Source organism: Azorhizobium sp. AG788 (assembly GCF_004364705.1).
Taxonomy (GTDB): Bacteria; Pseudomonadota; Alphaproteobacteria; order Rhizobiales; family Xanthobacteraceae; genus Azorhizobium; species Azorhizobium caulinodans.
Genome location: NZ_SOBM01000003.1, coordinates 582,382 through 607,824, shown reverse-complemented (window position 1 = coordinate 607,824; position 25,443 = coordinate 582,382). Strand labels below are relative to the sequence as shown.

Genomic DNA, 25,443 nt, shown 5'->3' with positions numbered 1-25,443 from the left:
CGGGCGCTGTAAAGCCTCGGCGGCGGCTTTAGATACATCGCAGGCTAACGGATGCACCCGTTCCGGCACCGTGTCCGGAGCCCTGAGCCGCCTTGATCTTCACCTATGAGCGCCGGGAACCCAGAGCACGTCGTTGGCTCCGTGCCCGTTGACGTAGCGCCCGGCGACAAAAAGCAGGTCGGATAAACGATTGATGTATCTGAGTGCCTCCATGCCCACCCGCTCGCCGTCGCTTTCCGCGAGCGTCACCATGTCCCGCTCCGCCCGCCGCGCGACGGTGCGCGCGAGGTGAAGGTGGGCGGCGGCCGGGGTGCCGCCAGGGAGGATGAAAGATTTCAGGGGATCGAGTTCGGCATTCAGCCGGTCGATGTCCTCCTCCAGCCGCCGGACCTGCGGCGCGGTGATTCGCAGCGGCTCGTAGGGCGGAGGCGGCGCGCCGGGCCGCTCGGGGACGCAGAGGTCCGCGCCGAGATCGAACAGGTCGTTCTGGACGCGGGCCAGAATGGCGTCGACCTGCGGATAGGCTGCGAGGTGCAGTCGCACAAGACCGATCGTGGCGTTGGTCTCATCCACCGTGCCGTAGGCTGCGACACGCAGATCATCCTTCCGCACGCGCTCGCCCGTGCCGAGCCCGGTCGACCCATCGTCTCCGGTCCGCGTGTAGATATTGTTCAGCTTGACCATCTTGTCCCCGAACCGACGTCAGTGGCGCATGGCATAGATGGTGATCATCACCAGCACCACCGCGCCGAACTGAAAGAGCACGCGCAGCTGCATCAATTTCTGCGAGCGCTGCGGCGATCCTCCGGCGGCGAGATTGACGAGCCCGAGGATCAGCACACCCGCTACGGCCGCCAGGGCGAGCGGGATCAGCAGATAGATGGTCCAGTTCATCATGGCGATCCTCCCGGGGACGCTGCGGCGATCCCTCCGTTGCCCGGGAGCATAGGCGGCCTCCCGCGACGATGCATCCCGGCAATCGGTCAGCGTGCCTTTACGAACATTGCGCGTGCCGCAGATCGGATATGCGCTAAATGTCGCCGAAATGTCATTTCCCGCTTGAATGTTGCGGTGCAACCGGGCACGGACAACACCCAATTCAACCCGCGCCCCGCGCGCCAGTGTCAAAGCCGCCCCAATGACCTCCTTCCCGTCCACCGGTCCTGATCATCAGGCCAAGCTTCCCCTGTCCGGCCAGGACATCCGAACCCTCGTCCTGTCCGCGCTCGGCGGCGCGCTCGAGTTCTACGACTTCATCATCTTCGTCTATTTCGTCGTGGTGCTGGGCAAGCTCTTCTTCCCGCCCGAGATGCCCCAGTGGCTCGTGCAGTTGCAGGCCTTCGGCATCTTCGCGGCCGGCTACCTCGCCCGCCCGCTCGGCGGCATCGTCATGGCGCACTTCGGCGACAAGGCCGGCCGCAAGCGCATGTTCACGCTCTCCATCTTCCTGATGGCCCTGTCGACCCTCGGCATCTCCTTCCTGCCGAGCTATCAGGTCATCGGCTACGCCGCGCCCATCCTGCTGCTGTCCATGCGCGTGCTCCAGGGCGCGGCCATCGGCGGCGAGGTGCCGGGCGCCTGGGTGTTCGTCTCCGAGCACGTGCCGGGCCGCCATGTGGGCCTTGCCTGCGGCATCCTCACCTGCGGCCTGACGAGCGGCATCCTGCTCGGCTCGCTGGTGGCGACCGCCATCAACACGATCTTCACCCCGGCCGACATCCTCTCCTATGCGTGGCGCATTCCCTTCCTGCTGGGCGGCGTCTTCGGCTTCGCCTCGGTCTATCTGCGCCGCTGGCTGCAGGAGACCCCGGTGTTCAAGGAGATGAAGGCCCGCAAGGAGCTGGCCGCCGAACTGCCGCTCAAGGTGGTCCTGCATCGCCACACGCCGGCGGTCATCATCTCCATGCTGGTGACCTGGTTCCTCACCGCCGCCATCGTGGTGGTGATCCTCATGACGCCGACCCTGCTCCAGAAGCCGCCCTATGGCATTTCCGCGCCGCTGGCGCTGGAGGCGAACGTCGCCGCGACCTTCTTCCTGTCCATCGGCTGCGTGCTTTCCGGCGCGCTGAGCGACCGGCTGGGCGGCGGGCGTGTGCTGGCGGTGGGTTCGGTGCTGCTCGGCATCGCCACCTATGCCCTCTACACGCTTGTTCCGGCGCGTCCGGATCTCGTGGTGCCGCTCTATGCGGCGGCGGGCTTCACCGTGGGCGTGATCGGTGCCGTGCCCTTCATCATGGTGCGGGCCTTCCCGCCGGCGGTCGCCTTCACTGGCGTGTCCTTCTCCTACAACGTGGCCTACGCCATCTTCGGCGGCCTCACGCCGCTGTTCATCTCGCTGGCCATGCAGCTCGATCCGCTGGCCCACGCGCACTATCTGCTGCTCATCGCGGCGCTGGGCGTCGTGGTCGGGCTGATGGTGCGCCCGCCGCGCCATGCGGCTGCCAAGACCGAGCGCGTCGGCGCCCGCGCCTGACACGCGCCGATCCGCCATCGGCTTCCGGCCCGCCCGCGCTCCCGCGGGCGGGCTTTTTCATGCCCGCCGCCGCGCCAGCGCTTCTATCTTGCGTTGTGAAGTGGGGAAATGCGTCAAAAAATACGTGACAACAATTTGCACAGATGCGGCTGCGTCTGCTGAAATTCGTCTCAATATGCCTACTTTCTGGCCGACTGCCGAATCTTGCAAGCTTCGCGCAAGCTATGATTACTTTGCTCGCAAAGCGAATTTCTTGGGTTAAAGGTGGGTGTGCCAATGTCGCGCTTTCGACTGGGCATCGGTTACAAGCTCGGTATTGTATCCGGTATATTGGTACTTCTCTCCGGCAGCGTCATTATTAGCCGACAGATTGCTTCCAGCCGCATCCAGGCGGCGACCGAAGCCTCCGACGTCCAGGATTCCATCCTTCAGAAGATCGAGGCCGCCGGTGCCACGATCACCCGCATCCAGGCCAATGCGAAGGATATCCGCCTGTCCTTCTCCGCCAATGAGGTGGATGGTCTTCTCGGCCGCGTCAGCTCCGACGTGACGAAGGGCATGGACCTGATGGACGAGGCGTCCGACCTGACCCAGGCCGCCGCCACCCGCGATGCCTACAAGGCCATCCGCACCCGCTTCGGCGACATCGGCAAGGCCGTGACCGAAATCGCCAAGGCGCAGAAGCTGGAGCTGGAATCCTTCGACCGCCGCACCGGCATCACCGTGCGCTGGGATGGCGCGCTGGACGACGCCAAGGCCTCACTTCTCGACCTCAACTCCCGCCTCGGTGAGAACGCCATTTCCGACCTGTCGCTGCTGGACCGCAAGCTGCAGCAGATCAACCTCGCTTCCTGGCGCTTCATCGCGACCGAGGACACAAAGCAGCTCCCGGTCATCGAGATGAATGCGAAGGCGGGCCGCGCGACGCTCGATTCGGTCCTCCAGACCGCCGGTACCGATCCCAACACGGAAGGGCCGGTGAAGACCGTGCGCACCTTCTTTGAGGAGTACCTCAAATACGTGCAGGACGGCGTCGATCAGGTGATGCTGAAGCGCAAGATCCTTGAGGAACGCCTGACGCCGGCCTCGCGTGAAGTGGCGCAGATGATCCAGCAGGCCAGCAGCAATGCCGCCAGCGGCTCCAAGCAGGCCGATGCCGCCGCCGAAAGCGCGCGGACGGACGGCATGTTCCAGATCCTCGTCTTCTCCTGCATTTCCATCGTCGCCGCCATCGTGGCCTGGGCCTATTCCGGCTTCGGCATTGCCTTGCCGATCCGCCGCGTCAGCGCGGTCATGAACGAGATTTCCGGCGGCAACCTTGCGGCGGAAATCCCCTATGGCACGCGCAACGACGAGGTGGGCGACCAGGCGCGGGCGCTCGCCGTGTTCCGCGACGGCCTCATCGAGGCCGAGCGCCTGCGGGAGGAACGGGCCGAAGAGGAGCGCCTCGCCGCGCTCCAGCGCAAGACGGAGATGCACGATCTCGCCGACCGCTTCGAGAGTGCGGTGGGTGCGGTGGTGGACATGGTGGCGACTGCCGCCACCAACCTCCAGACGGCCGCCCAGACCCTGACTTCTACCGCCGAGCAGACGACGGCGCAGGCGACCGCCGTCGCCGCCGCCGCCAACCAGGCCACGGTGAATGTGCAGACCGTCGCCGCCGCCATCGAGGAACTCTCCGCTTCGGCGCGCGAGATCGGCAGCCGTCTGTCCCGCTCGTCGGAGGTGGCCGACCGCGCCGTGAGCGAGGTCGATCACACCAACGGCCAGATGACCGAACTGCGGACGTCCGCGGACCAGATCGGCAACATCATCAGCCTCATCGACAATATCGCGGGCCAGACCAACCTTCTGGCGCTGAACGCCACCATCGAGTCCGCCCGCGCCGGCGAGGCGGGCCGGGGCTTTGCGGTGGTCGCGCAGGAGGTGAAGGGTCTGGCGGGCCAGACCGCCAAGGCCACGGCCGACATTTCCGAGCGCATATCCGGCATCCAGGACTCCACCGGCGACGTGCTGGGGGCCATCACGGGCATCGCGCACACCATCGCGGAGATCAGCGAGGGCACCACTGCCATTGCCGCCGCCATGGAAGAGCAGAACGCCACCACGGCCGAGGTGTCGCGCAACATCCAGCAGGCGGCGGCAGGCGCCAATGAGGTCACCTCCAACATCGCGGGCGTGGAGCGGGCGGCGCAGGCGTCCTCCGACGCCGCCTTGCAGGTGCTCTCCTCGGCCACCGACCTGTCCCATCAGGCCGATGCGCTGCGCGCGGAGGTGCAGAATTTCCTGCGGAGCGTGCGGGCCGCCTGACCTTCCATCTCCCGATTAATATGTAAGCAATACAAAATAAAGGGGTCCATATATTGGACCCCTTTCTGCGTTACCGCCGAGACAAATCGAATAAGCGTTGAATCTCAACATCACTTTTGCCGGAAAAACACCTGCAAGGCCCGAGCAAGCTACGCGATCCCCAGTGTTTCGAATTCTCAGCTGGGTGGAAGCGTTGCCATGGCCAAATTCAAGGTTGGTATCGGGCTGAAGCTCGGGATTGCCTCTGTCGTTCTTGTTCTTCTTTCGGGCGGCGTCATCGTCAGCCGCCAGGTGGCCATTAAAGAGATCCGCGAAGCCAATGCCGAAGTACGGCAGCAGCAGGCGGTATTCGACCTGTTGCAGGAAATCCATCTGCTGCTGAGCCGCATCCGTGTGAACACCGCTGAGATGCGCCTGTCCTTTGCCAATCTCGACAATGAGAACTACCTCAAGCAGATCAAGAAGGACGTGGCCTCGGCCAAGGAGCGCCTGGACAAGGCGATTGCGGTTGAGCCGCATGAAGATGACCGCACCTCGTTCCGCAAGCTGAAGGCGCTCTTCGACGACATGGGCGCGGCCGCCGCCGCCGTCTACCAGACCGAGGCCGACCAGCTCGACGCGGTGGATGCCCGTCCCGGCATCCGCATGGCCGCCCGCGTTGCCTTCGCCAATCTCACGACCCAGCTGACCAATGTGGGCGATGCGGATGCGGCCCGCGAGGTGGAGCCGCTGGAGGCCATGCTGGAGCAGGTCAACATGGCGTCCTGGAGCTTCCTCGTGGAGGAGGACACCAAGCAGCTCAACATCATCTCCGTGAACGAGGACACCGGCCACAAGGCGCTGGACGCCATTCAGGAGCGGCTGGGCGGCATCTCTATGGTGGCGAGCGATCTTGCCGCCGCCCGGAAGGCCTTCGACGACTACATCAAGTCGATCCGCGACGGGATCGCTCAGGCCCAGGCCCGCCAGAAGATCGTGGCGGAAAAGGCCGTGCCCGCCATGGCCGCGACGCTCAAGATGCTTCAGGAGGCCACGGACGACGGCATGAAGCAGTCGCAGGAGGCGGACGCGGCGGCAACCGCCGCGCTGGACAGCGGCATGGGGCAGATCCTCATCTTCTCCATCATCGCCATCCTCGCGGCCATCGGCGCGGCGCTCTATTCCGTCTTCGGCATCGCCCGCCCCATCCAGCATGTGAGCGCCGCCATGGAGGAGGTCTCCGGCGGTAATCTCCAGGCGCAGATCCCCTATGAGACGCGCGGCGATGAGGTGGGCGACCAGGCGCGGGCGCTCGCGGTGTTCCGCGACGGCCTCGCTGAGGCCGAACAACTGCGCGAGCAGCGGGCGCAGGAAGAGCGCGCCGCCGCCGAGCGGCGCAAGGAAGAGATGCACGCCCTCGCCGACCGGTTCGAGGCGGCGGTGGGCGCTGTGGTGGAGACCGTGGCTTCGGCCGCCTCCGAGCTTCAGGGCGCCGCCCAGACGCTCACGACCACCGCCGAACAGACCACCAATCAGGCGAGCGCCGTGGCTGCGGCGGCCAATGAGGCCACCGCGAACGTGCAGATGGTGGCGGCGGCCATTGAGGAACTCTCGGCCGCGGCGAACGAGATCGGCCATCGCCTCTCCCGCTCCACCGAGGTCGCGGGCCGCGCGGTGAGCGAGGTCGACCAGACCAACGGCCGCATGACCGAACTGCGCGGCTCCGCCGACCAGATCGGCAACATCGTCGGCATGATCGACACCATCGCCGGGCAGACCAACCTCTTGGCGTTGAACGCCACCATCGAATCCGCCCGCGCCGGCGAGGCGGGCCGGGGCTTTGCCGTGGTGGCGCAGGAGGTGAAGGAACTGGCCGGGCAGACGGCCAAGGCCACCGCCGACATCTCCAGCCGCATCCACGGCATTCAGGACTCGACCGGCGACGTGCTGAGCGCCATCACCGGCATCGCCCAGACCATTGCGGAGATCAGCGAGGGCACCACCGCCATCGCCGCCGCCATGGAGGAGCAGAACGCCACAACCGCCGAGGTCTCCCGCAACATCCAGCAGGCGGCGAGCGGCACCACGCAGGTGACGTCGAACATCGCCGGCGTGGAGCGGGCGGCGCAGGCCTCCTCCCAGGCGGCCCAGCAGGTGCTGTCCTCCGCCACCGGCCTCACCCGGCAGGCGGATGCGCTCCGCGCCGAGGTGCAGCATTTCCTGAGCACGGTGCGCGCCGCCTGAGGGGGCGCTGGCCCCCGAGCGACCTGAGGATCTCAGGAGACAAAAAAGGGCGGCCCCGGAAGGGACCGCCCTTTCTGATTCATCCGCGTCATCCAGCGGCCGAAGAGGCTCCGGGTAGGCCCGGAGCCGTCAACGTCACTCGGCAGCGCCGGCCTCGTCGCCTTCCTTGGCGGCGTCCTTCTCGGACTTGGCCTTGGCTTCGAGATCCTCGCCGGTGGTCTGGTCGACCGCCTTCATGGACAGGCGGGTCTTGCCGCGCTCGTCGAAGCCGACCAGCTTGACCTTGACCTTGTCGCCTTCCTTGACCACGTCAGAGCTCTTGGCCACGCGCTCCTTGGAGAGCTGCGAGATGTGGACCAGGCCGTCCTTGGAACCGAAGAAGTTCACGAAGGCGCCGAAGTCCACCACCTTCACGACGGTGCCGTCATAGATCGCGCCGACCTCGGGCTCCGAGGCGATGGACTTGATCCAGTTGATGGCGGCCTTGATGCTGTCGCCGGAGGCGGAAGCGATCTTGATGGTGCCGTCGTCCTCGATGTTGATCTTGGCGCCGGTCTTTTCGACGATCTCGCGGATCACCTTGCCGCCGGAGCCGATCACTTCGCGGATCTTGTCCACGGCGATCTTCATCACCTCGATGCGCGGGGCGTGCTCGCCGAGTTCCGCACGGGCCGAGGTGAGGGCCTTGGACATCTCGCCGAGGATGTGCGCGCGGCCATCCTTCGCCTGGGCGAGGGCGACCTTCATGATCTCCTCGGTGATGCCGGCGATCTTGATGTCCATCTGGAGGGCGGTGACGCCCGATTCCGTGCCGGCCACCTTGAAGTCCATGTCGCCGAGGTGATCCTCGTCGCCCAGGATGTCGGACAGGACGGCGAACTTGTCGCCTTCCAGGATCAGGCCCATGGCGATGCCCGCGACGGGGCTCTTCAGCGGCACGCCGGCGTCCATCAGCGACAGCGAGGTGCCGCAGACGGTGGCCATGGAGGACGAGCCGTTGGACTCGAGGATCTCCGACACCACGCGCAGGGTGTAGGGGAACTCGTGCTTGGCCGGCAGCATCGGGTGGATGGCGCGCCAGGCGAGCTTGCCGTGGCCGATCTCACGACGGCCGGGCGAACCCATGCGGCCGGTCTCGCCCACGGAGAAGGGCGGGAAGTTGTAGTGCAGCAGGAAGTGCTCCTTGTAGGTGCCTTCCAGGCTGTCGATGAACTGCTCGTCCTCGCCGGTGCCGAGCGTGGCGACCACGAGGGCCTGCGTCTCGCCGCGGGTGAACAGGGCCGAGCCGTGGGCGCGGGGCAGGATGCCCACTTCCGACACGATCGGGCGGACGGTCTTCACGTCGCGGCCGTCGATGCGGATGCCGTCATCGAGGATGGCCCAGCGCACAATCTTGGCTTCGAGACCCTTCAGCACCTCGGCCACGTCCTGGGCCTTCGGGGCTTCCTGACCGTCGATGGCCAGCTGCTCGAAATACTTCTTCACTTTGGACTTGGCAGCGCCGACCGCCTCGTAGCGGGCCTGCTTCTGCTTGATCTTGTAGGCGGCGCGCAGGTCGGCCTCGGCGATCTCGCGGATCTTGGCCTCGAGGGCGGAGTGATCCACCGGCTCGAAGGGGCGCGGCTCCTTGGCGGCCTTCTCGGCGAGGCGGATGATGGCCTCGATCACCGGCTGGAAGTGGCGGTGGCCGAACATCACGGCGCCGAGCATCACCTCTTCGGAGAGCTCCTTGGCTTCGGATTCCACCATGAGCACGGCGTCGGAGGTGCCGGCGACCACGAGGTCGAGGGCGCTGTCCTTCAGCTCTTCAATGGTGGGGTTCAGCACGTATTCGTCGCCGACGAAGCCAACGCGGGCGCCGCCGATGGGGCCCATGAAGGGCACGCCGGAGAGCGTCAGGGCCGCGGAGGCGGCGACCATGGACAGCACGTCCGGATCGTTCTCAAGGTCGTGGGCGAGAACGGTGACCACCACCTGGGTGTCGTTCTTGTAGCCGTCCGCGAACAGCGGGCGGATGGGGCGGTCGATGAGGCGGGAGACCAGCGTCTCCTTCTCGGAGGGACGGCCCTCGCGCTTGAAATAGCCGCCGGGAATGCGGCCGGCCGCGTAGGTCTTTTCCTGATAGTTCACCGTCAGGGGGAAGAAGTCCTGGCCGGGCTTGGGCTCACGGGCCGAGACGACGGTGGCGAGGACGGTGGTGTCGCCATAGGAGGCGAAGACGGCGCCGTCGGCCTGACGGGCCATCTTGCCCGTCTCCAGCACCAGCGTGCGGCCACCCCAATCCAGCTCTTCGCGATGGATGTCGAACATGAAAGTCTCTTTCTTCTCAGACGAAGAAGGAGAGCCATGAGCAAGACGGCGGGACGCACGCGCCGCCCGACCGCCGCAGGGGGCGGAGGGGAGCACGGCATGCGTCCGGCGATCCTGCCATGACTTTCCTTAAGTCTTCGCGATGCGCGGCGAGCCCCATGCCCGCTGCGTCTGTGGCTCCCGACGAAAGCGCCGTCCGGCGGTTTCGTCTCTGGCAGGTTCAACGCGCCGGAGCCTTGGCAAACCGGATGTCCTGCATCCGATTCCCGCCTGCTCCGTGGGTCCTGCCGAAACCGGACGGTCCTGTGGGGCCTATCCGGCGGGCGGAACCGCGGCGACCGGGAGCCGGACCACCGCGGCAAGCCCATCCACTCCATCCGGACCCTGCGCCGGGGCGGGAAGCCCACGGCGCGTCCGGACGTCGGACCTCAGCGACGCAGGCCGAGGCGGCCGATCAGCGTCTTGTAGCGGCCCTCGTCCTTCTTCTTCAGATAGTCGAGGAGGCTACGACGCTGCGACACGAGCTTCAGGAGCCCGCGGCGAGAGTGGTTGTCCTTGTTATGGGACTTGAAGTGCTCGGTCAGGTTGGAGATGCGCTCGGAGAGGATCGCAACCTGCACTTCCGGCGAACCCGTGTCGCCGGCCTTCGCACCATACTCGGAGATAAGCGCCTGCTTGCGCTCGGGCGTAATCGACATCGGAACGTCCTTTTCTGGGTCAGTAGATGGCGAGGGGTGCCCTAGGGCCGTCCGTTCGCCTGAAGCCGCAGGGATGGCCGGGCCGGGATGTCGTCCAGCGCGGTCATGCACGAGCGGAAATGATGCCGGCTTTCGCCTGCGGCGCGCACTATACAGAAAACCGCGCATCCTGCCAGTGCTCTGCCGGGAGGCGCGGCAAAGCCTTGCCGGTCAAGGATCCGAGCGCGGGCCTAGCGGATGGGAGGCAGGGCGCGGCGGGTGAAGATGTCCGCGAGCGGTGTGCCGTCCTCGCGCGCCAGCCGCAACCAGTGGGCCAGTTCGCTCGGCGTCTCCCGCACGCCAAGGAGGCCGGCGGCGAGCCGTTCTCCCGGCTCGATATTGCCATGATAGACGAGATCGCGGGCCAGCGTCAGCGTGCCGGCGGGCGGCGCGAGCAGCTCCCATTCCGCCCGGTCGGCAAAGGCCTGGAAGGCGGCAAAATAGAGGAAGTGCGCGCCGTTGAAGTCCTGCGACGGAGTGGGGTTCAACATCAGGCGGGCGCGCTCATGCGCCTGTGTGCGGGCAAAGCCCATGTGCGTGTCCCACTCGCCCCCGCGCAGGGCGGCGGCAAGCGCCGAGGTGCGACTGACCTCTCCGGGGTCAAGCGGAGGCAGGCCTTCCGGCCGCACGCGGGCGACGGAGCGGTTGCGACCCTCCACCTGCCGCTTCACGAAGACGGACACGAGTTCCAGTTCGGCCACGACACCATCAGGGGCACGAACACTGTGCCGGCTCACGAACTGCGTCGCCGAGATGCGGGCGAGGGTGGAGGCGAAGATGAGTGTGTCATTCTCCGCCACCCGGTCGAGCCGGGCGTTGGCGAGGCTCACCCCGCAGAAGGCGGCATAGACGGGCGCTCCCTTCGCGTCACGAAAGTCCGGCACCCGCTGCCCCGCCGCCTGCGCCAGCGCCAGCCAGTGGCGGTGCCCGCATTCCTTCAGCAGCCACGTCTCCGACAGGCCGCCAAAGCCGAGATGCGGCATCCCCACCATCACCTCGGGATCAAGGCCGGGGACGGCGCCGGAGCGGACATCCGGCGCGGTGCTGCGGCGGGGGAAGGGGATGACCGACATGGCTCAGCCGACCGCCTTGAGCGGCGCGGTTTCGCCTTTCGCCAGTTCCTCGATGCGGTCCGCCACATAGCGGGCGTCCCGGTCGATGCCGGAGAAGCGCCCGGAGCCCCAGGTGTGCAGCCACGGCAGGCCGAGGAAATAGACGCCGGGCACCTGCGTCACCCCGCGATAATGCTGCGGATGGCCGGCGCCATTGAAGACGGGCGCATCGAGCCAGCGGAAATCCGGCTGGAAGCCGATGCACCAGATGATGGAGGTGATGCCCTCGGCCGCCATATCCAGCGCCACCGGGTCCGCCTCCGGCTCCCACACCGGCTCGTAAACGGAGGGCGGCGGGGCAGCGATGCCCTTCTCGGCAATGTGCTTGTCGATAGCGGCGTTGATGCCGTTATAGACCCGGTCGGCTTCCGCAAGCGCGCTCTTCAGCGTGGGGGCGAAGGTGAGGGTGGTACTGTCGAGCCCGTCCAACAGGCCGTAGAGCTTCATGCCTTCGGTGGCGAATTTCCGCAGGTCGATGTCGCGCCCGCCGTCACGGCCGGTGACATAATGATTGGTGTTGTCGCGCACCCCTTCCCGCAGCGGGTGGCGCTCCACGGGCATGTCGTAATAGCCCATCTCCGCCAGCCAGGTGACGACATCCTTGCCGCGATAGAAGCGGGCGCAGCGGGGCGCATCGCCCACCGCAAGATGCACGGTGCGGCCGGCGAGATGCAGGTCTTCCGCGATCTGCGCGCCGGACTGGCCGGACCCGACCACCAGCACGGCGCCGTCCGGCAGGCTCTGCGCATTGCGATACTGCTCGGAATGGAGCTGGCGGATGGAGGCGGGCAGGCGCTCGGCAAGGCGCGGGATGATGGGCGTGTGATAGCCGCCCGAAGTCGCGACCACCTGATCGGCCGTCACCGTGCCGGCGCTGGTCGTCACCTCGAAGCCGCCGCCGGCGCGGGCCTTCACCCGCTTCACCGCCACACCTTCGCGCAGGGGGGCGTCCACCTTGCGCTTGAACGCCTCGAGATAGGCGATGATCTCGTCCTTCTTCATGAAGCCGTCCGGCTCGGGACCCTCATAGGGGTGGCCGGGGAGCTGGCACTGCCAGTTGGGCGTGACGAGGCAGAAATTGTCCCAGCGCTGCTTGGACCAGGCGCCCATGGCCACGTCCTTCTCGAACACCACGTGGTCGAGGCCACGGGCCTTCAGATAATAACTGATGGACAGGCCCGCCTGTCCGCCACCCACCACCACCACCGCGTGATGGGGAACGCTCTCATTGGCTGCCTCGGGCATGGTCTCGTCTCCTGATCTCAAGTCCGCGCGGGTGCGGTCATTCCTCGAAGGCGTCCACATGGACGCAGGGGTTCGGCGTGTCGGAAAAGGCGCGGGCCGCCGCCTCGATGCGGGCGAGCTGGCCGAGCGCACGGGAGCAGGGGAAGCCGTATTTGGCCTCCACCCGGTCGCTGGCGATGGTGAGCGCCGTGCGGCTGCGGGCGAGGAAATCCACCAGCGGATAGGAGGCTCCCACATCAAGGTGCTCCTTGATGACGAGCGAGGGCGAATAGCAGGCCTCCGCCCGCCCATCGGGCCAGCGGATGTGGAAGCGCATCTCAGGCATAGGCTATGTCCTTGATCCGGTGCGGCCCGCCGAACGCCAGCGCGGCATAAGCGGGCAGATGGGCGGCGGCGGTCGTGTCCCAGCCATGGGCGCGGGCGACCTTTGCGCCCGCAGCTACGAGCCGGGCGCGGAGGGCCGGCGAGAGGGCCGAGAGCAGGGCGTCCGCGATGGAATGGGCAACGAGCGGATCGCACCACGCCACATCATCGGCCCCGAGATATTCGGTGAAGGGCGCGATGGCGGGCGCGACCACGGGAACGCCGCTCGCCATGGCCTCCAGCACCACGAGGCCGAAGCCCTCCTTCAGCGAGGGGAATGCCAGCACATCCGCGATGCGATAGAGCGCCGGCATGTCCGCCTGCGGCAGTGGCCCGGTGATGATGACCGCGCCGGGCGGCAAAGAACTCGCCCGCAGGGCATGGCGGAACGCCTGCCGATAGCTGTCGTGATCGAGCAGGGAGGCGCCGCCGGCAATGACCAGTTGCGCCTGCGGGTGCAGCGCCCGGAGCTGGATGAAGGCCTCCAGCAGCGCCAGTGTGTTCTTGCGCTGCTCGATGCCGCCGACCGCGAGGATGACCGGCCCCGCCCCGAGCCCGAGGCGGGTGCGCAGCGGGCCTTCTCGGCCGTCCGGCGCGGGCGAGAAGCGGGCGGTGTCGACGCCATTGCCCACCAGGGTCGCCTCGCGGTCGAAAGTCTCGGCGATGCGGTCCTTCCAGGCCCGGCTCACCACGAACAGCGTGTCCGCTTCCACGATGGAGCGGTGCTGGAGCGCGGCAAGACGCGGATCAGCGAAGGCGTCCATGTGATGGACGGTGCGGGCAAAGCCGGGGATGAGGCCACGCGCCTTCAGGGTCGCCAGCGCATTGCCGGAGATGCCGTCCTGCGCATGGAAGACGTCGAAGTCCCGGTGCGCCGCATCCTCGAAGTGGCGCACATAGTCGGAGATGCGGGTTTCCACCAGCGCCGTCGTACCGCCGCTGACGAAGGCGGCGGGCACGCAGTGCGTGGCGCAGGCAGCGGGGCGGAAGAAGCCGTCCCCCTTCGCGTCGGGGGCATGGACGGTGGCGCGATGGCCGAGCCGATCGAGCGCCTCGCCCAGCTCCAGCGCATGGACGACGCCGCCGCGCGGATTGGTGGAATGGGCGAGAAGGGCGATGGAGAGGCTCATGCGGCGGCCTCCGGCAGGGCGCAGCCGATGAGCGGCCTGCGGGCGAAGTCCCAGATGATTTCGCGCTCAGTCCCGTGGGCGATCACCACCTGCCGTTCGGCGGTCATCTCGCCGATGGCAGCGGCGGCGATGCCGCGCGTGGTGAAGCGGGCGATGAGTGCCGGCACGTCCGCCGGATCGGCGGCCAGCAGATAGCCGAAGCTCGGGAAGGTGGTGAGCCAGCGGGCGAGGTCCACGCCCTCGGGCCGCGGGATCGCGAACGGGTCGATGCGCACGCCGGTGCCGGAGCTTTCCGCCAGCATGGCGGCGGTGCCGATGGCCCCGCCCTGGCTGATATCCTTGGCGGCGCGGGAGAGGCCCGCTTCCGCGATCTCGGGCAGCAGCGCCATATCGCCTTTGAGCCGCGCGGGCGGGGCGTCCGTGGCCGCTTCCCAGTTGGAGAAGGGCTCGCGATAGCGGCCGCGCAGGTCGATGGCGGCAACGAGCGTCTGTCCGGGCCGGGCATCGAAGCTGGTGAGCAGGCGCTTCGCCCGCCCGAGAATGGCGACGGAGAGCTGGCCGCGATCATTGCGGATGTTGGTGTGCCCGCCCACCACCGGAATGCCGAAGGCGGCGGAGGCGGCGGCCATGCCTTCCAGCACCGGCTGCGCGCCCTCTTCCCCATCCGCCCACACCGCATCCACCACCGCGAGCGGGCGCCCGCCCATGGCGGCGATGTCGGAGGCGTTGACCATTACCCCGCACCAGCCGGCGAACCACGGATCGCCCGCCACGAAGGCATTCATGAAGCCCTCGATGGCCAGCAGCAGATAGCCCTCGCCATCGGGAATGGCGGCGCAGTCATCGCCCACCGGCACGGCGCTCGCCCCATTAAGGCCGAGGCGGGCGGCGACATTCGCAATGTCCGCTTTGGCGGCAAGGCCGGAGCTGGCGCGCAGCGTTTGCGCGAGGCTTTCGAGGGCGCGTTCCATCAGGCTGCCCGCCGCGGAAAGGCGAGGAAGCCCGTCTCGGCTGCCGCGAAGGGCGGATAATAAGAGAGGTCCGCCTCCATCAGATGATGGGGCCGGCCGACCAGTTCCACCTCGTCCAGCGTGCGCCAGCGCAGGCGGCGGAAGAGGAGGGCATTCTGGCTCTGCACATGGGCGAGGAAGCGCCGGCAGCCGCGCGCATGGGCCGAGGACACCGCAAGGCGGATGAGCGAGGAGCCGAGCGTGCCGACGTGGCGATAGTCTTCCGCCACCGCGAGGCGCGAGCCCCACCATGTGCCGGGCTCGGCCTCATGGATACGCACCGTGCCCACCACCGCATCCGCCGCCACGCCCCACAGCGACAGGGCGACGATGGGGATGGCATGGGTGTCGATGGCGTCGCGGTCATCGCCCGCGAACAGGCCCTGTTCGGCGCAGAAGACGCGGCGGCGCAAGGCGGCGGCGCCGTCCCGCTCCCAGTGTTCCGTGGCGAACTTCACCTGGAATTCGGACGCCGTGAAGGGCTTGAAGGGATCGAACATCAGGCGACCCCCCGCTCATAGGTGGAGAGGGCCGAGCAGGCGCCGCACTTGCCGCAGCCGGCCTTGATGTCGGTGGCCCGAAGGCCCGCCGCGCGCACCATTTCCGCCAGCGGTTGGAGCACGGATTTCATGAAGGCGGGCTGCGGGCCGGGATGGCCTTCCAGCGGCGTGCCGGAGATGGGCACGAAGGGCACCACGAAGGGATAGACGCCGCGCTTCAGCAGTTCCTCGCACATGGCAAGGATGGCTTCGCGCGTGTCGCCGAGCCCGGCGAGGATATAGGTGGAGACCTGCCCCTTGCCGAACACCGGCACGGCGGCCTCGAAGGCGGAGAGATAGCGTGCGATGGGCACCTGCGCCTTGCCCGGCATGATGCGGGCGCGCACCTCCGGCGTCACGGCCTCGAGGTGCATGCCGAGGGAAACCGCGCCGGCCTCGTGCATGCGTTTGAACCAGATGTCGTCGTCCGGCGGCTCGCATTGCACCTGAATGGCGAGGTCCACGGCCGCCTTCACGGCGGAGGTGCTCTCCATGAGGACGGAGCAGCCGCGATCCTTGCCGGGTGGTGTGCCGGTGGTCATCACCATGTGGGTCACGCCATCCAGATCCACGGCGGCCTTCGCCACCTCGGCGAGCTGCTCCGGCGTCTTGCGGGCGATGGTGCGGCCGGCCTCCAGCGACTGGCCGATGGCGCAGAACTGGCAGGTCTTTGCGCGGCTCTGGTAGCGCACGCACTCCTGCAGCACGGTGGTCGCGAGCACGTCGCGGCCATGGAGCGTGGCGATCTTCCAGTAGGGCACGCCGTCTGCGGTCACGCGGTCATAGAAGCGCGGGCGCAGTGGAAAGGAGACTTCCGTCAGCGGCAGGCCGTCGCGCAGGATGCGCGTGGCGCCGTTCGCGCCGCGCTCGATCTCATAGGGGCTCTGGGCGGCCGGTGCGGTGTGGACGGGGACCATGATGGTCATCCCGTCCAGCGTCATGGCCTTGTGGTCGGAGGGGCCGGCGCCGCCACGGCGGCTCTGCGCGCCCGCGCCGTCCGGATCAGCGAGCCGGACCCCGAAGGACTGCAACTCGGTCATCAGCTCCGCTGTCGGCAGCGGGGTGATGGGCGCGGCGGTCGGATGCGTCTGCTTCATCGCGGGGACTCCCGAAGGCGGGCGGGGCGGAAACGGCGGCGACCGACTGCATGGGCACGGCCGGACGATTGTCGATGTGGAGGCTGAGCAGTTCCGGCCGTGCGTAGTGGCCGACGCTGTCCATCATGCGCTTGCGCTTGGTGATGAGGCTCATGTCGAGATCGGCCACCAGCATCCCCTCGCCAGAGGTGAGCGGCGGCACCAGATGGCTGCCCTCCGGATTCACGATCGCGGTCATGCAGCCGCCCGTGAGCGCCCGGCGCAGCTTCTCGTCCGGCGAGATGCGGGCGATCTGCTCCTCGGTGAGCCAGCCGGTGGCATTCACCACGAAGCAGCCGCTCTCCAGCGCGTGGTGGCGGATGGTCACTTCCATCTGGTCGGCGAAGATGGGGCCGACCATGGAGCCGGGGAATTGGGCGGCGTGGATTTCCTCGTGCTGCGCCATGAGCGCATAGCGGGCGAGGGGATTGTAATGCTCCCAGCAGGCCAGCGCGCCGACGCGGCCGACCTTCGTCTCCACCACTTGCAGCCCGGCGCCGTCGCCCTGGCCCCAGATCATGCGCTCGTGGAAGGTGGGCGTGATCTTGCGGCGCTTGAGCTTCAGTGTGCCGTCGGCATCGAAGATGAGCTGGGCGTTATAGAGCGAGCCGTGGTCGTGCTCGTTGATGCCGAGCACGACCACCATGGCGTGACGGCGTGCGGCGGCGGAGATGGCGTCCGTCACCGGTCCGGGCACACTGACCGCGTGCTCATAAAGGCGCATGTGCTCGCCGCCCGTAAGTACCGGCGGGGCGATGAAGGAGAAATAGGGATACCAGGGCAGGAAGGTCTCGGGAAAGACGATGAAATCCGCGTCCTTGCCGGCCGCCTCGGCGATGGCGTTCAGCACCCGCTCCAGCGTGCCCATGCCGTCGTCGAGATCGGGCGCGATCTGCACGGCGGCCGCGCGCACGATGCGTTTTTCGGGTGTGGACATACTCTTCTCCACTCAACGGGTCGCAAAGCTCCCTCCTCCTTGTGGGGGAGGGCTGGGGAGGGGGGTGAAGCCCCATCCACTCTGCCGAGCGGATGGGTGGAGAGGGGCCCTCCGGCGGTGCTCGGGCGGCGCCCGCGTTACCCCCCTCCCAACCCTCCCCCGCAAGGGGGGAGGACGTTGAAGGTGCCTCAGAGCGTCCAGGTGTCGAGGATGAAGGCGTTGTCGCGCCGGTGCAGCAGCACGAGGTCGAGCACGTCGAGCGGGCTGATGGGGGTGATGCCGGGAATGAGCGAGGGCTCACCGTGGCCGTAGAGCGCCTGCAGGGCGAAGCGGCAGGCATAGACCTTGCCGCCCTCTTCCATGAATTTGGTGAGCTGGTTGTTGAAGTTCATGTGGCCGGGAAAGGCCTCGTCGCCGAGCTTGGGGAAGCCGCGCTGCACGCCGAGCGTGACGCCGGGACCGTAGAGCAGGATGGAGGTCTCGAAGCCCTTGCGCTTGAGGCGGGTGGCCTGGAGCAGGTTCACGAAGCCGATGGAGCCCTCGAAGGCCACCGTGTGGAAGGTGACGAGCGCCTTCTCTCCGGGAAGGGCTTTCACGTCCTCGAACTTCTTGTCCTCGTAATCGACGAAGAAATCACCCTTCTGGTGGGCGGGGGCGGTGACGGCGGGCATCGGGCTCTCCTTGCTGGGACCGCGTGCTGGGGGCGGTCCAGGAGAGATTTGCAATCAATGTGCCAGATGTGCCGGCATTCAATGCAGACATTGCTGCTGAATGAATGCATTCAAAAATGCATTCAAATCCGAGACAGAAACCGAGCAGTTGTCGGTGCCTATTCGAAAAGCGCTTGCGCGATTCCGCGCCAGAATGTTGCGTAATTGATGGTCAAATGAAGGGGGCGAGTTGGCCCCGATACGCCGTGACGCAGCAGCCGGACCCGTGACAGAGCCGCTGTGCAACACTATACAGTCAATCCAGGTTCGGAGGAATGCTTCGAACGCGTTTCGGCCCATTTGTGATCATGCTCGACTGGACACCCGACCTCGCCCGCAGCGACAAGCCCCGCTATCTCGCCATCGCCGACCTCATTGCCGAGGACATCCGGGCGGGGCGGCTTTCCGTGGGCGATCGCCTGCCGCCGCAGCGCAAGCTCGCCCATCGGCTGGAGATTGATTTCACCACCGTCGCGCGCGGCTATGTGGAGGCGCAGAAGCGCGGGCTCGTGGAAAGCCGGGTGGGGCAAGGCACCTTTGTGCGGGGCCTCCCGCGTGCGGAGCCGCGCCCCCGGACGGCGCGCCCCGATCTCGTCGATCTCACCATGAACCTGCCCCCCGAGCCGGATGATCCCGAGCTCGTGGCGCGGATGCAGGACGGCTTGGCGGAGGTGAGCCGCGATCTCGTGGCGCTGCTGCGCTACCAGAGCTTCGGCGGTGCGCCGGCGGACAAGGATGCCGCCTCCGCCTGGCTCGGGCGCCGCGCGCTCGTGCCGGCGCAGGAGCGGGTGTTCGTGACCCCCGGTGCCCATGCGGCGCTGGTCGGCATCTTCTCGCTGCTGGCCAAGCCCGGCGATGTGATCCTGTGCGAGGCGCTCACCTATCCCGGCGCCCGCTCCATTGCCGCCCAGCTCGGCCTCACGCTCGTCGGCCTGCCCATGGACGCGGACGGCATCGATCCCGATGCGCTGGCGGATGCCGTGAAGCGCCACAAGCCCAAGGCGCTCTATCTCAATCCCACGCTCCAGAACCCGACCACGCTGACCATTCCGGAAACGCGCCGCGCCGCCATCGTGGCGGTGGCCCGGCGCATGGGGCTGAAGATCGTGGAGGATGACGCCTATGGCTTCATTCCCGCCCACGGCTTGCCGCCGCTGGCCGCCATGGCGCCCGATCTCACCTGGCACGTGGCGGGACTTGCGAAATGCATCGGCGCCGGCCTCAGGGCCGCCTATGTAATCGCGCCCGAGGCCAAGGCGGGCTGGCCGTTTGCGGCGGCGCTGCGGGCGGCGAACGTGATGGCCTCCCCGCTCACCGTTGCGCTCGCCACTCGCTGGATCGAGGACGGCACGGCCGACACCATCCTGCGCTTCATCCGCGCCGAGACGGCGGCCCGTCAGGCGCTGGCGGCGGACATCCTGCCCAAGGGCACATTCCGGGCCGATCCCTTGAGCTTCAATCTCTGGGTGGAACTGCCCGAGCCTTGGACGCGCTCGGCCTTCGTCGGGCACATGCAGGCGACCGGCATCGGCATCGTGGCGAGCGATGCCTTCTGCACGGACGGCAATCCGCCGGAAGCGGCGCGGGTGTGCCTCGGCGGCCCCGTGGGGCGCGACAAGGTTCGGCACGCGCTGGAATATATGGCCCACGCCCTGGCGCATTCGCCGGCTGCGGCCTCGACGGTTCTTTGAGGTGGCGCGGGGCGGGGCCCCGCGCCTGACGGCTCACGGCAGAGCGTTGAAGGCCATCGCCTCCACGTAAGTGATCTGGCACAGGTCACCGATGTTCACCTGCGCGAGGTCGGCCAGCACCTTCTGGTCGGCCGCCTTGATGGTGCGGACATAGCCGTCCGGCCCCTCGAAGCTGATGGTGCCGCCCACCTTGTCGATGTTGACGAGGATGGTGGTGATGGTGACGCGGCGCACGCCGAAGCCTTCCGGCCAGCCCGGCAGGCCGTCATTGAGGCCGACATCGTTGATCACCTCGCCGGGCACGCCCTGGCGGGCCTTGCCGAGGGCGGTCACGAGGCCGGGCACGAGGCGGACGATGATGGTCTCGCCATTGCGCAGCAGCGACAGGTCGCCGACGATCAGCGGCGCCTTCACGGCCCAGCGCTTGCCGTTCGGCGTTTCCAGCACGACACGGCGGGTGGCCGGATTGGCGCTCACCACCTTGGCCCGGTAGGTGAGGGTGGTTACCTGGCCGACGCCCGGCAGGACGAAGACGGTGTTGGCGGTCGGCGCAATCACCTGCGCCGTGGCCGGCGCGGCGACGCTCGCAAGGGCGCCCGCGCCGAGAAGAAGCGCGGTGCGGCGGGACAGACGATCGGACATTGAAACCCCCGTAGCGGGCCGGGCGCCGAGGCCCGGCGATGGGTGCCGAGCGGCAAGCGGGACGGCGTCGCCCCAGACTTCCGTGCCGCTTCGGCCGGAATCGGGGACGGTAAGTCCTTGATCCAGAAGCCGAAGCGCCGCTCGAACACGGCGGGAGGCAGCGCCCCCGCCGCATCGGCTCTAACATGGTGCCGCCGCGCGTCGCAATCGTGCTTCGCCGCAACGTCAGCGTGCGGGTCCATTGTCACATTGCCTTCCGAAAACTATGGTGAAGGTGTCGTTCACGAAGCATTCCGGCGCGCCAGCGTCGGCGCCGGCTGCCCTTGAGGCAGTGCGCCGATCGGTCCCGGGGACTGGCGACAGGCGGGAGGGCGCTTTGTCCGAGCCGCCGCAAGTGGGGGCTGTGCCATGAAGCGCGACATTCCGGACGAGGCGCCGTTCAGCCTCCCGGCCCTGCTCGGCAAGAGCATGGGCGTCGCCAAGGAGGGCTTCGCCAAGCTGCCCTTCGCCCGCGACCTGCCCTTTGCGCGGGACGCCGTGTCCGATGCCAAGCCCATCTTCATGCCCGGAACCCTGCCTGCGGCCTCGCAGAAACTGGTGACCGATTTCCGCGCCATCAGCGGTATCCGCCATCGCGAGGCGGTGCCCTTCGGCGAGCCCATCGTGCTCGGCCGGCTCGGTGCGCTGGAAGTGCGGCTCGCGCGCACGGCGGCGGATGTGCGCCGTGCCCAGCGCCTGCGCTACAAGGTGTTCTATGAGGAAATGTCGGCGGTGCCCGACACGCCGTCGCGCCTCGCCCGCCGCGATTTCGATGCCTTCGACGCGGTCTGCGAGCATATCCTCGTGCTTGATCATGACGCCGGCAAGATGGTGCTCGGCCGCAAGAAGCCGAAGGTGGTCGGCACCTATCGCCTGCTGCGGCAGGAGGTCGCCAACCGTCACGGCGGCTTCTATTCGCAGGGCGAGTTCGATGTCGGCCGCATCGTCTCCGCCCATCCGACGCTGAAGTTCCTGGAGCTGGGCCGCTCCTGCGTGCTCAAGCCCTACCGCAACAAGCGCACGGTCGAGCTGCTCTGGCACGGCATCTGGACCTATGTCCTGCGCAACAAGATCGACGCCATGCTGGGCTGCGCCAGCCTTGAGGGCACCGATCCCGACAAGCTGGCCCTGCCGCTCTCCTTCCTCCACCACAATGCGCTGGCGCCCGAGGAATGGCGCGCCCGCGCGCTGCCGAGCCGCTATGTGGAGATGAACCGCATGGCGAAGGCGGACATCAATCCCAAGGCGGCGCTGCTCTCGCTGCCCCCACTGGTGAAGGGCTATCTGCGCCTTGGCGGCTTCATCGGCGAGGGCGCGGTGGTGGATCACCAGTTCGGCACAACGGACGTTCTGGTGGTGCTGCCGGTGTCGGTGATCTCGCCCCGCTATGTGGAGCACTTCGGCCCTTCAGCCAACCGTCACGCCATCTGAGCGGTGCGGGCTCGGGCTTCCTGAACACGGGCACCAAAAAAAGCCCTCCCCGCGAGGGGAGGGCAGTCCATGCGTCTGATCGCCCCTTCCGGGACAGGAATGGGAGCCCGCCAGACGGGCTCCCGATGGGCGCGGCCTGAGCTTCAGGCCCAGTTGGAATCGTCGCCGCCGAAATCGCCACCGTCATCGTAACCGGCGTCCGTATAGCCGGGGTCGGCACTCGCGGTGTTCCACGGATCGGGCGATCCGCTGTCGGCCACATTGGTGTCGGGCGCGCCGCCGAGGGCTTCCTGCGCCTGGCTGGCGAGATCACCCGCCGCAGCCGCCGGCTGCTCCAGAAGCGAAGCGGCCTGGTTGGCGATGGGGCCGGTGCCGTGGGACATCAGGCCCTGAATGCCCTGGAAGAGGAGCGCGCCACCGGCGACGCCCGCCGCGGTTGCAAGCGCGCCCTGCAGGAAGCCGCCGCCACCACCACCGCCACCGCCGAAGAGGCCGGGACGCTGGGGCTGCTGGCCCCACGGACCGGGCGCCTGGCCATAGCCCTGCGGGGCGGGCTGGGGCGCATAGCCGGGAGGCTGCGCCTGCTGGGCATTGTAGCCCTGCGGCAGACCCATGGGCCCGTCGCTGCGTGCGCCGGCAGTGGGCACGGACGTGCCGCGGCTGCCGAGGAGGCCGCCGAGGAAACTGGTGGGCTGGGCCGCGGCCTGCTGGGCCTTCTGCGCCTGCGCTTCCAGCTCCTGGATGCGCGCGGCGGCCTGCTGGAGCGCGTGCTCCTGAACGAGGACGGTCTGGGCGAGCGTATAGGTCGCGTGCGGCGCCTCGCTGCTCCGGCGTGCGATCAGGGCCTCGGCTTCCGCATCGCGCGGCTGGCCTTCAACCGCACGCATACGGTCGAAGAGACCGTCAATGAGGGCACGTTCCTCGGGGGTCATGGTGATCTCCGGTCGGTTGTCCGCTTCTGCCTGATCGGCGTGCGGGCTACGACCCGGATATGCGCACGGGAAAACGCCGCCGGTAGGGCGCTGCGCATGAATTTTTCGTAACAAAGCGGGGTCCGGAGCGGCTGCGACGCCGCCCCGGAAAACGTTGGTCTCAGGCCACCAGCCGGTAGGCCGGCAGGGTGAGGAATTCCTCGAAGGTGTCGGCCAGCGTCATGTCCGAGAACAGCTTGATGGCCTCGGGGAAGCGGCCCTTGTCATAGACGGCGGGGGTCAGCGTCTCGCGCAGCTTGGCCATCTCGTCATCGAGCAGGCTGGTGAACAGCTCGCCCGTCACCGTGCGGCCGTCGTCGAGCTTGGCGGAGAGGTGGATCCACTGCCAGATCTGCGCGCGGCTGATCTCGGCGGTGGCCGCATCCTCCATGAGGTTGTAGAGCGGCACCGCGCCGCGGCCGCGCAGCCACGCTTCGATATACTGCACGCCGACGCGGATGTTCTCCCTGAGGCCGCCTTCCGTGCGCGGGCCCTGATGGACGACGAGCAGGTCGTCGCGGGACACGCTCACGTCGGACCGCAGCTTGTCGAGCTGGTTCGGGTTCGGCATCAGGCGGTTGAACACTTCCATGGCCACCGGCACGAGGTCCGGATGGGCGACCCAGGTGCCGTCGCAGCCGTCGCCGGCTTCGCGCTCCTTGTCCGCGCGCACCTTGGCGAAGGCGGCCTCGTTGGCTTCCGGATTGTTCTTCACCGGGATCTGCGCGGCCATGCCGCCCATGGCGAAGGCCTTGCGGCGGTGGCAGGTCTTCACCAGCAGCGCGCCATAGGCCTTCAGGAAGGCCTCGCTCATCACCATGCGGGCGCGGTCCGGGGTGAGGAAGCGGGCGTTCTTTCCGAGGCGCTTGATGAAGGAGAAGATGTAGTCCCAGCGGCCGATGTTGAGGCCCGCCACATGGTTGCGCAGCTCGTAGAGGATCTCGTCCATCTCGAACACGGCCGGCAGGGTCTCGATGAGCACCGTGCCCTTGATGCAGTTGGCCGGCAGGCCGAGGCGGGTCTCGGCGAGGGTGAAGACGTCGTTCCACAGCCGGGCTTCGAGATGGCTCTCGGTCTTGGGCAGGTAGAAATAGGGGCCGGAGCCCTGCGCCAGCGCCGCCTTGGCGTTGTGGAAGGCATAGAGGCCGAGGTCGAACAGGGCGCCGGAGACTTCCTCGCCGTCCACCGTCACATGGGCTTCCGGCAGGTGCCAGCCGCGCGGGCGGATGATGAGCACGGCGGGCGTGGCGCCGAGCTTGTAGTCCTTGCCGTTGGACGGATCATGGAAGTCGATCTTGCCGGCCCAGCGGTCCTTCAGGTTGATCTGGCCCTCGATCATGTTCGTCCACTGCGGGCCGGAGGCATCCTCGAAGTCCGCCATGAAGACCTTGGCGCCGGAATTCAGCGCGTTCACGATCATCTTGCGGTCGACAGGGCCGGTGATCTCCACGCGGCGGTCCAGCAGATCCTCAGGCAGCGGGGCGATGGTCCACTCCGCGTCACGGACGGACTTGGTCTCGGGCAGGAAGTCCGGCAGTTCGCCGGCATCGAAGCGGGCCTGCCGCTCGGCGCGCTTGGCGAGCAGCGCGAGGCGGGTGGCGTTGAAGGTGCGGTGGAGTTCGGCGACGAAAGCCAGCGCTTCGGGGGTGAGGATTTCCTCGAAGCGGGGCGCCATGGCCCCGGTGATGGCGACGCCTGAGGGAAGGGCGGGGGTCGACATGATGTCGGTCTCCTTGAGGGACTGTCGTTGGAACGCTTGAAACTGGGACGCTGGGAAAACAGATCGGCCGCTCAGCGGCGGGACGCTTCGACGATGGATTTGAGGGTGCGGGCGGCCTCGGTCACGTCGGGGGCGGCGCACAGGGCCGAGACGACGGCGATGCCGTCAGCGCCCGCCTGCATCACCGCTTCGGCATCCTCCGCCTTCAGCCCGCCGATGCCGACCATCGGCAGGGCGATGTGGGAGCGCAGGAAGGCGAAGCCGCCGATGCCGATGGCCCCGCCCGCATCGCCCTTGGTGCCGGTGGCGTTGATGGGGCCGCAGCCCACATAATCCACCGGCCCTAGGTCGGAGGCGGACAGCTCCTCCAGCGAGCCCACCGAGAGCCCGATGATGGCGTCCGGCCCGAGGATGGCGCGTGCGGCGGCGGGATCAAGGTCGTCCTGCCCCAGATGCACGCCCTCGGCACCCACGGCGGCGGCCACATCCACCCGGTCATTGATGATGAGGGGAATGCCCTTCGGCCGCAGCAGGCCGATGAGGGCGCGGGCTTCTTCCGCCAGCGCCCGGCCCTTCGCCTCCGGATCGCGCAACTGCACGATCGTCACACCACCGGCCACCGCTTCCTCGACCGTCTCGAGAAGGCCCCGCTCGGCCGTCAGCCGGCGGTCGGTCACGAGATAGAGGGAGAGGTCGAACGGATGGGGCATGACA

Annotated in this window: 22 protein-coding genes; 5 read left to right on the top strand and 17 right to left on the bottom strand. The window is 67.7% G+C overall.

The features are described from left to right. Positions 1 to 99 precede the first annotated feature (99 nt). Together DFO45_RS10600 and DFO45_RS10595 are read right to left on the bottom strand one after the other, a co-directional pair. Positions 100 to 684, bottom strand: a complete 585-nt coding sequence (locus DFO45_RS10600) for a cob(I)yrinic acid a,c-diamide adenosyltransferase (RefSeq protein WP_133864808.1) — start codon at positions 682 to 684, stop codon at positions 100 to 102. Between the two features lie 18 nt (positions 685 to 702). Then, positions 703 to 897, bottom strand: a complete 195-nt coding sequence (locus DFO45_RS10595; protein WP_012168590.1) for a twin transmembrane helix small protein — start codon at positions 895 to 897, stop codon at positions 703 to 705. A gap of 241 nt (positions 898 to 1,138) precedes the next feature. Between DFO45_RS10595 and DFO45_RS10590 the strand changes: the two genes are divergently transcribed. The 3 genes from DFO45_RS10590 (at position 1,139) to DFO45_RS10580 (ending at position 7,006) form a co-directional block, all read left to right on the top strand. Beyond that, the gene (locus tag DFO45_RS10590) at positions 1,139 to 2,473 is read left to right on the top strand and encodes an MFS transporter (RefSeq protein WP_133864807.1); all 1,335 of its coding nucleotides are present in this window, start codon (positions 1,139 to 1,141) and stop codon (positions 2,471 to 2,473) included. A 276-nt stretch (positions 2,474 to 2,749) separates the two neighbouring features. Further along, positions 2,750 to 4,783: a HAMP domain-containing methyl-accepting chemotaxis protein gene (locus DFO45_RS10585; RefSeq protein ID WP_133864806.1), complete on the top strand. Its 2,034-nt coding sequence runs from the start codon at positions 2,750 to 2,752 to the stop codon at positions 4,781 to 4,783. 198 nt (positions 4,784 to 4,981) lie between these two features. Next, complete coding sequence (locus tag DFO45_RS10580) at positions 4,982 to 7,006, top strand: methyl-accepting chemotaxis protein (RefSeq protein WP_133864805.1); 2,025 nt, start codon at positions 4,982 to 4,984, stop codon at positions 7,004 to 7,006. Between the two features lie 135 nt (positions 7,007 to 7,141). Here DFO45_RS10580 and pnp read toward each other — a convergent pair whose 3' ends face one another. The 11 genes from pnp to DFO45_RS10525 form a co-directional block, all read right to left on the bottom strand. Beyond that, positions 7,142 to 9,316 (bottom strand): polyribonucleotide nucleotidyltransferase, encoded by a 2,175-nt coding sequence (pnp, locus tag DFO45_RS10575; protein WP_133864804.1) that lies wholly within the window; start codon positions 9,314 to 9,316, stop codon positions 7,142 to 7,144. 428 nt (positions 9,317 to 9,744) lie between these two features. Beyond that, on the bottom strand, positions 9,745 to 10,014 hold the full coding sequence (gene rpsO / locus DFO45_RS10570) for a 30S ribosomal protein S15 (RefSeq protein WP_012168595.1): 270 nt from the start codon (positions 10,012 to 10,014) through the stop codon (positions 9,745 to 9,747). A gap of 230 nt (positions 10,015 to 10,244) precedes the next feature. Then, positions 10,245 to 11,126 carry a Pnap_2097 family protein gene (locus DFO45_RS10565; RefSeq protein WP_133864803.1) on the bottom strand — a complete coding sequence of 294 codons (882 nt, stop codon included), beginning with the start codon at positions 11,124 to 11,126 and terminating at the stop codon, positions 10,245 to 10,247. Between the two features lie 3 nt (positions 11,127 to 11,129). Further along, positions 11,130 to 12,410 (bottom strand): MSMEG_0569 family flavin-dependent oxidoreductase, encoded by a 1,281-nt coding sequence (locus DFO45_RS10560; RefSeq protein WP_133864802.1) that lies wholly within the window; start codon positions 12,408 to 12,410, stop codon positions 11,130 to 11,132. Between the two features lie 37 nt (positions 12,411 to 12,447). Beyond that, a complete protein-coding gene (locus DFO45_RS10555; RefSeq protein ID WP_133864801.1) occupies positions 12,448 to 12,735 on the bottom strand; it encodes an MSMEG_0570 family nitrogen starvation response protein in 288 nt (95 codons plus the stop codon). Beyond that, entirely contained in the window at positions 12,728 to 13,903 is a 1,176-nt protein-coding gene (locus DFO45_RS10550; protein WP_133864800.1) for an MSMEG_0565 family glycosyltransferase, read from the bottom strand. The genes DFO45_RS10555 and DFO45_RS10550 overlap by 8 nt, the downstream gene beginning before the upstream one ends. After that, entirely contained in the window at positions 13,900 to 14,874 is a 975-nt protein-coding gene (locus DFO45_RS10545; RefSeq protein ID WP_133864799.1) for a sll0787 family AIR synthase-like protein, read from the bottom strand. Before DFO45_RS10545 ends, DFO45_RS10550 begins: the two co-directional genes overlap by 4 nt. After that, entirely contained in the window at positions 14,874 to 15,416 is a 543-nt protein-coding gene (locus DFO45_RS10540; protein WP_208299775.1) for an MSMEG_0567/Sll0786 family nitrogen starvation N-acetyltransferase, read from the bottom strand. The genes DFO45_RS10545 and DFO45_RS10540 overlap by 1 nt, the downstream gene beginning before the upstream one ends. Then, positions 15,413 to 16,549 carry an MSMEG_0568 family radical SAM protein gene (locus tag DFO45_RS10535; protein ID WP_133864797.1) on the bottom strand — a complete coding sequence of 379 codons (1,137 nt, stop codon included), beginning with the start codon at positions 16,547 to 16,549 and terminating at the stop codon, positions 15,413 to 15,415. Before DFO45_RS10535 ends, DFO45_RS10540 begins: the two co-directional genes overlap by 4 nt. Continuing rightward, on the bottom strand, positions 16,455 to 17,525 hold the full coding sequence (locus DFO45_RS10530; protein WP_133864796.1) for a Nit6803 family nitrilase: 1,071 nt from the start codon (positions 17,523 to 17,525) through the stop codon (positions 16,455 to 16,457). Before DFO45_RS10530 ends, DFO45_RS10535 begins: the two co-directional genes overlap by 95 nt. Positions 17,526 to 17,713: 188 nt before the next feature. Next, positions 17,714 to 18,196: an MSMEG_0572/Sll0783 family nitrogen starvation response protein gene (locus DFO45_RS10525; protein WP_012168604.1), complete on the bottom strand. Its 483-nt coding sequence runs from the start codon at positions 18,194 to 18,196 to the stop codon at positions 17,714 to 17,716. Positions 18,197 to 18,543: 347 nt separating this feature from the next. Between DFO45_RS10525 and DFO45_RS10520 the strand changes: the two genes are divergently transcribed. Beyond that, positions 18,544 to 19,926 carry a PLP-dependent aminotransferase family protein gene (locus tag DFO45_RS10520; RefSeq protein ID WP_133864851.1) on the top strand — a complete coding sequence of 461 codons (1,383 nt, stop codon included), beginning with the start codon at positions 18,544 to 18,546 and terminating at the stop codon, positions 19,924 to 19,926. Positions 19,927 to 19,959: 33 nt separating this feature from the next. Here the strand turns inward: DFO45_RS10520 and DFO45_RS10515 are convergent, their stop codons facing one another. Continuing rightward, positions 19,960 to 20,568 (bottom strand): hypothetical protein, encoded by a 609-nt coding sequence (locus tag DFO45_RS10515; protein ID WP_012168606.1) that lies wholly within the window; start codon positions 20,566 to 20,568, stop codon positions 19,960 to 19,962. Between the two features lie 408 nt (positions 20,569 to 20,976). Between DFO45_RS10515 and DFO45_RS10510 the strand changes: the two genes are divergently transcribed. Continuing rightward, positions 20,977 to 22,038: a GNAT family N-acetyltransferase gene (locus DFO45_RS10510; RefSeq protein ID WP_280960281.1), complete on the top strand. Its 1,062-nt coding sequence runs from the start codon at positions 20,977 to 20,979 to the stop codon at positions 22,036 to 22,038. Positions 22,039 to 22,181: 143 nt separating this feature from the next. Here the strand turns inward: DFO45_RS10510 and DFO45_RS10505 are convergent, their stop codons facing one another. From DFO45_RS10505 to thiE, 3 genes are all read right to left on the bottom strand, one after another. Further along, positions 22,182 to 22,970 carry a DUF2076 domain-containing protein gene (locus DFO45_RS10505; protein WP_133864795.1) on the bottom strand — a complete coding sequence of 263 codons (789 nt, stop codon included), beginning with the start codon at positions 22,968 to 22,970 and terminating at the stop codon, positions 22,182 to 22,184. Positions 22,971 to 23,130: 160 nt separating this feature from the next. Further along, positions 23,131 to 24,729, bottom strand: a complete 1,599-nt coding sequence (gene aceB / locus DFO45_RS10500; protein ID WP_133864794.1) for a malate synthase A — start codon at positions 24,727 to 24,729, stop codon at positions 23,131 to 23,133. Between the two features lie 71 nt (positions 24,730 to 24,800). Further along, a complete protein-coding gene (thiE, locus tag DFO45_RS10495) occupies positions 24,801 to 25,439 on the bottom strand; it encodes a thiamine phosphate synthase (RefSeq protein WP_133864793.1) in 639 nt (212 codons plus the stop codon). Positions 25,440 to 25,443 lie beyond the last annotated feature (4 nt).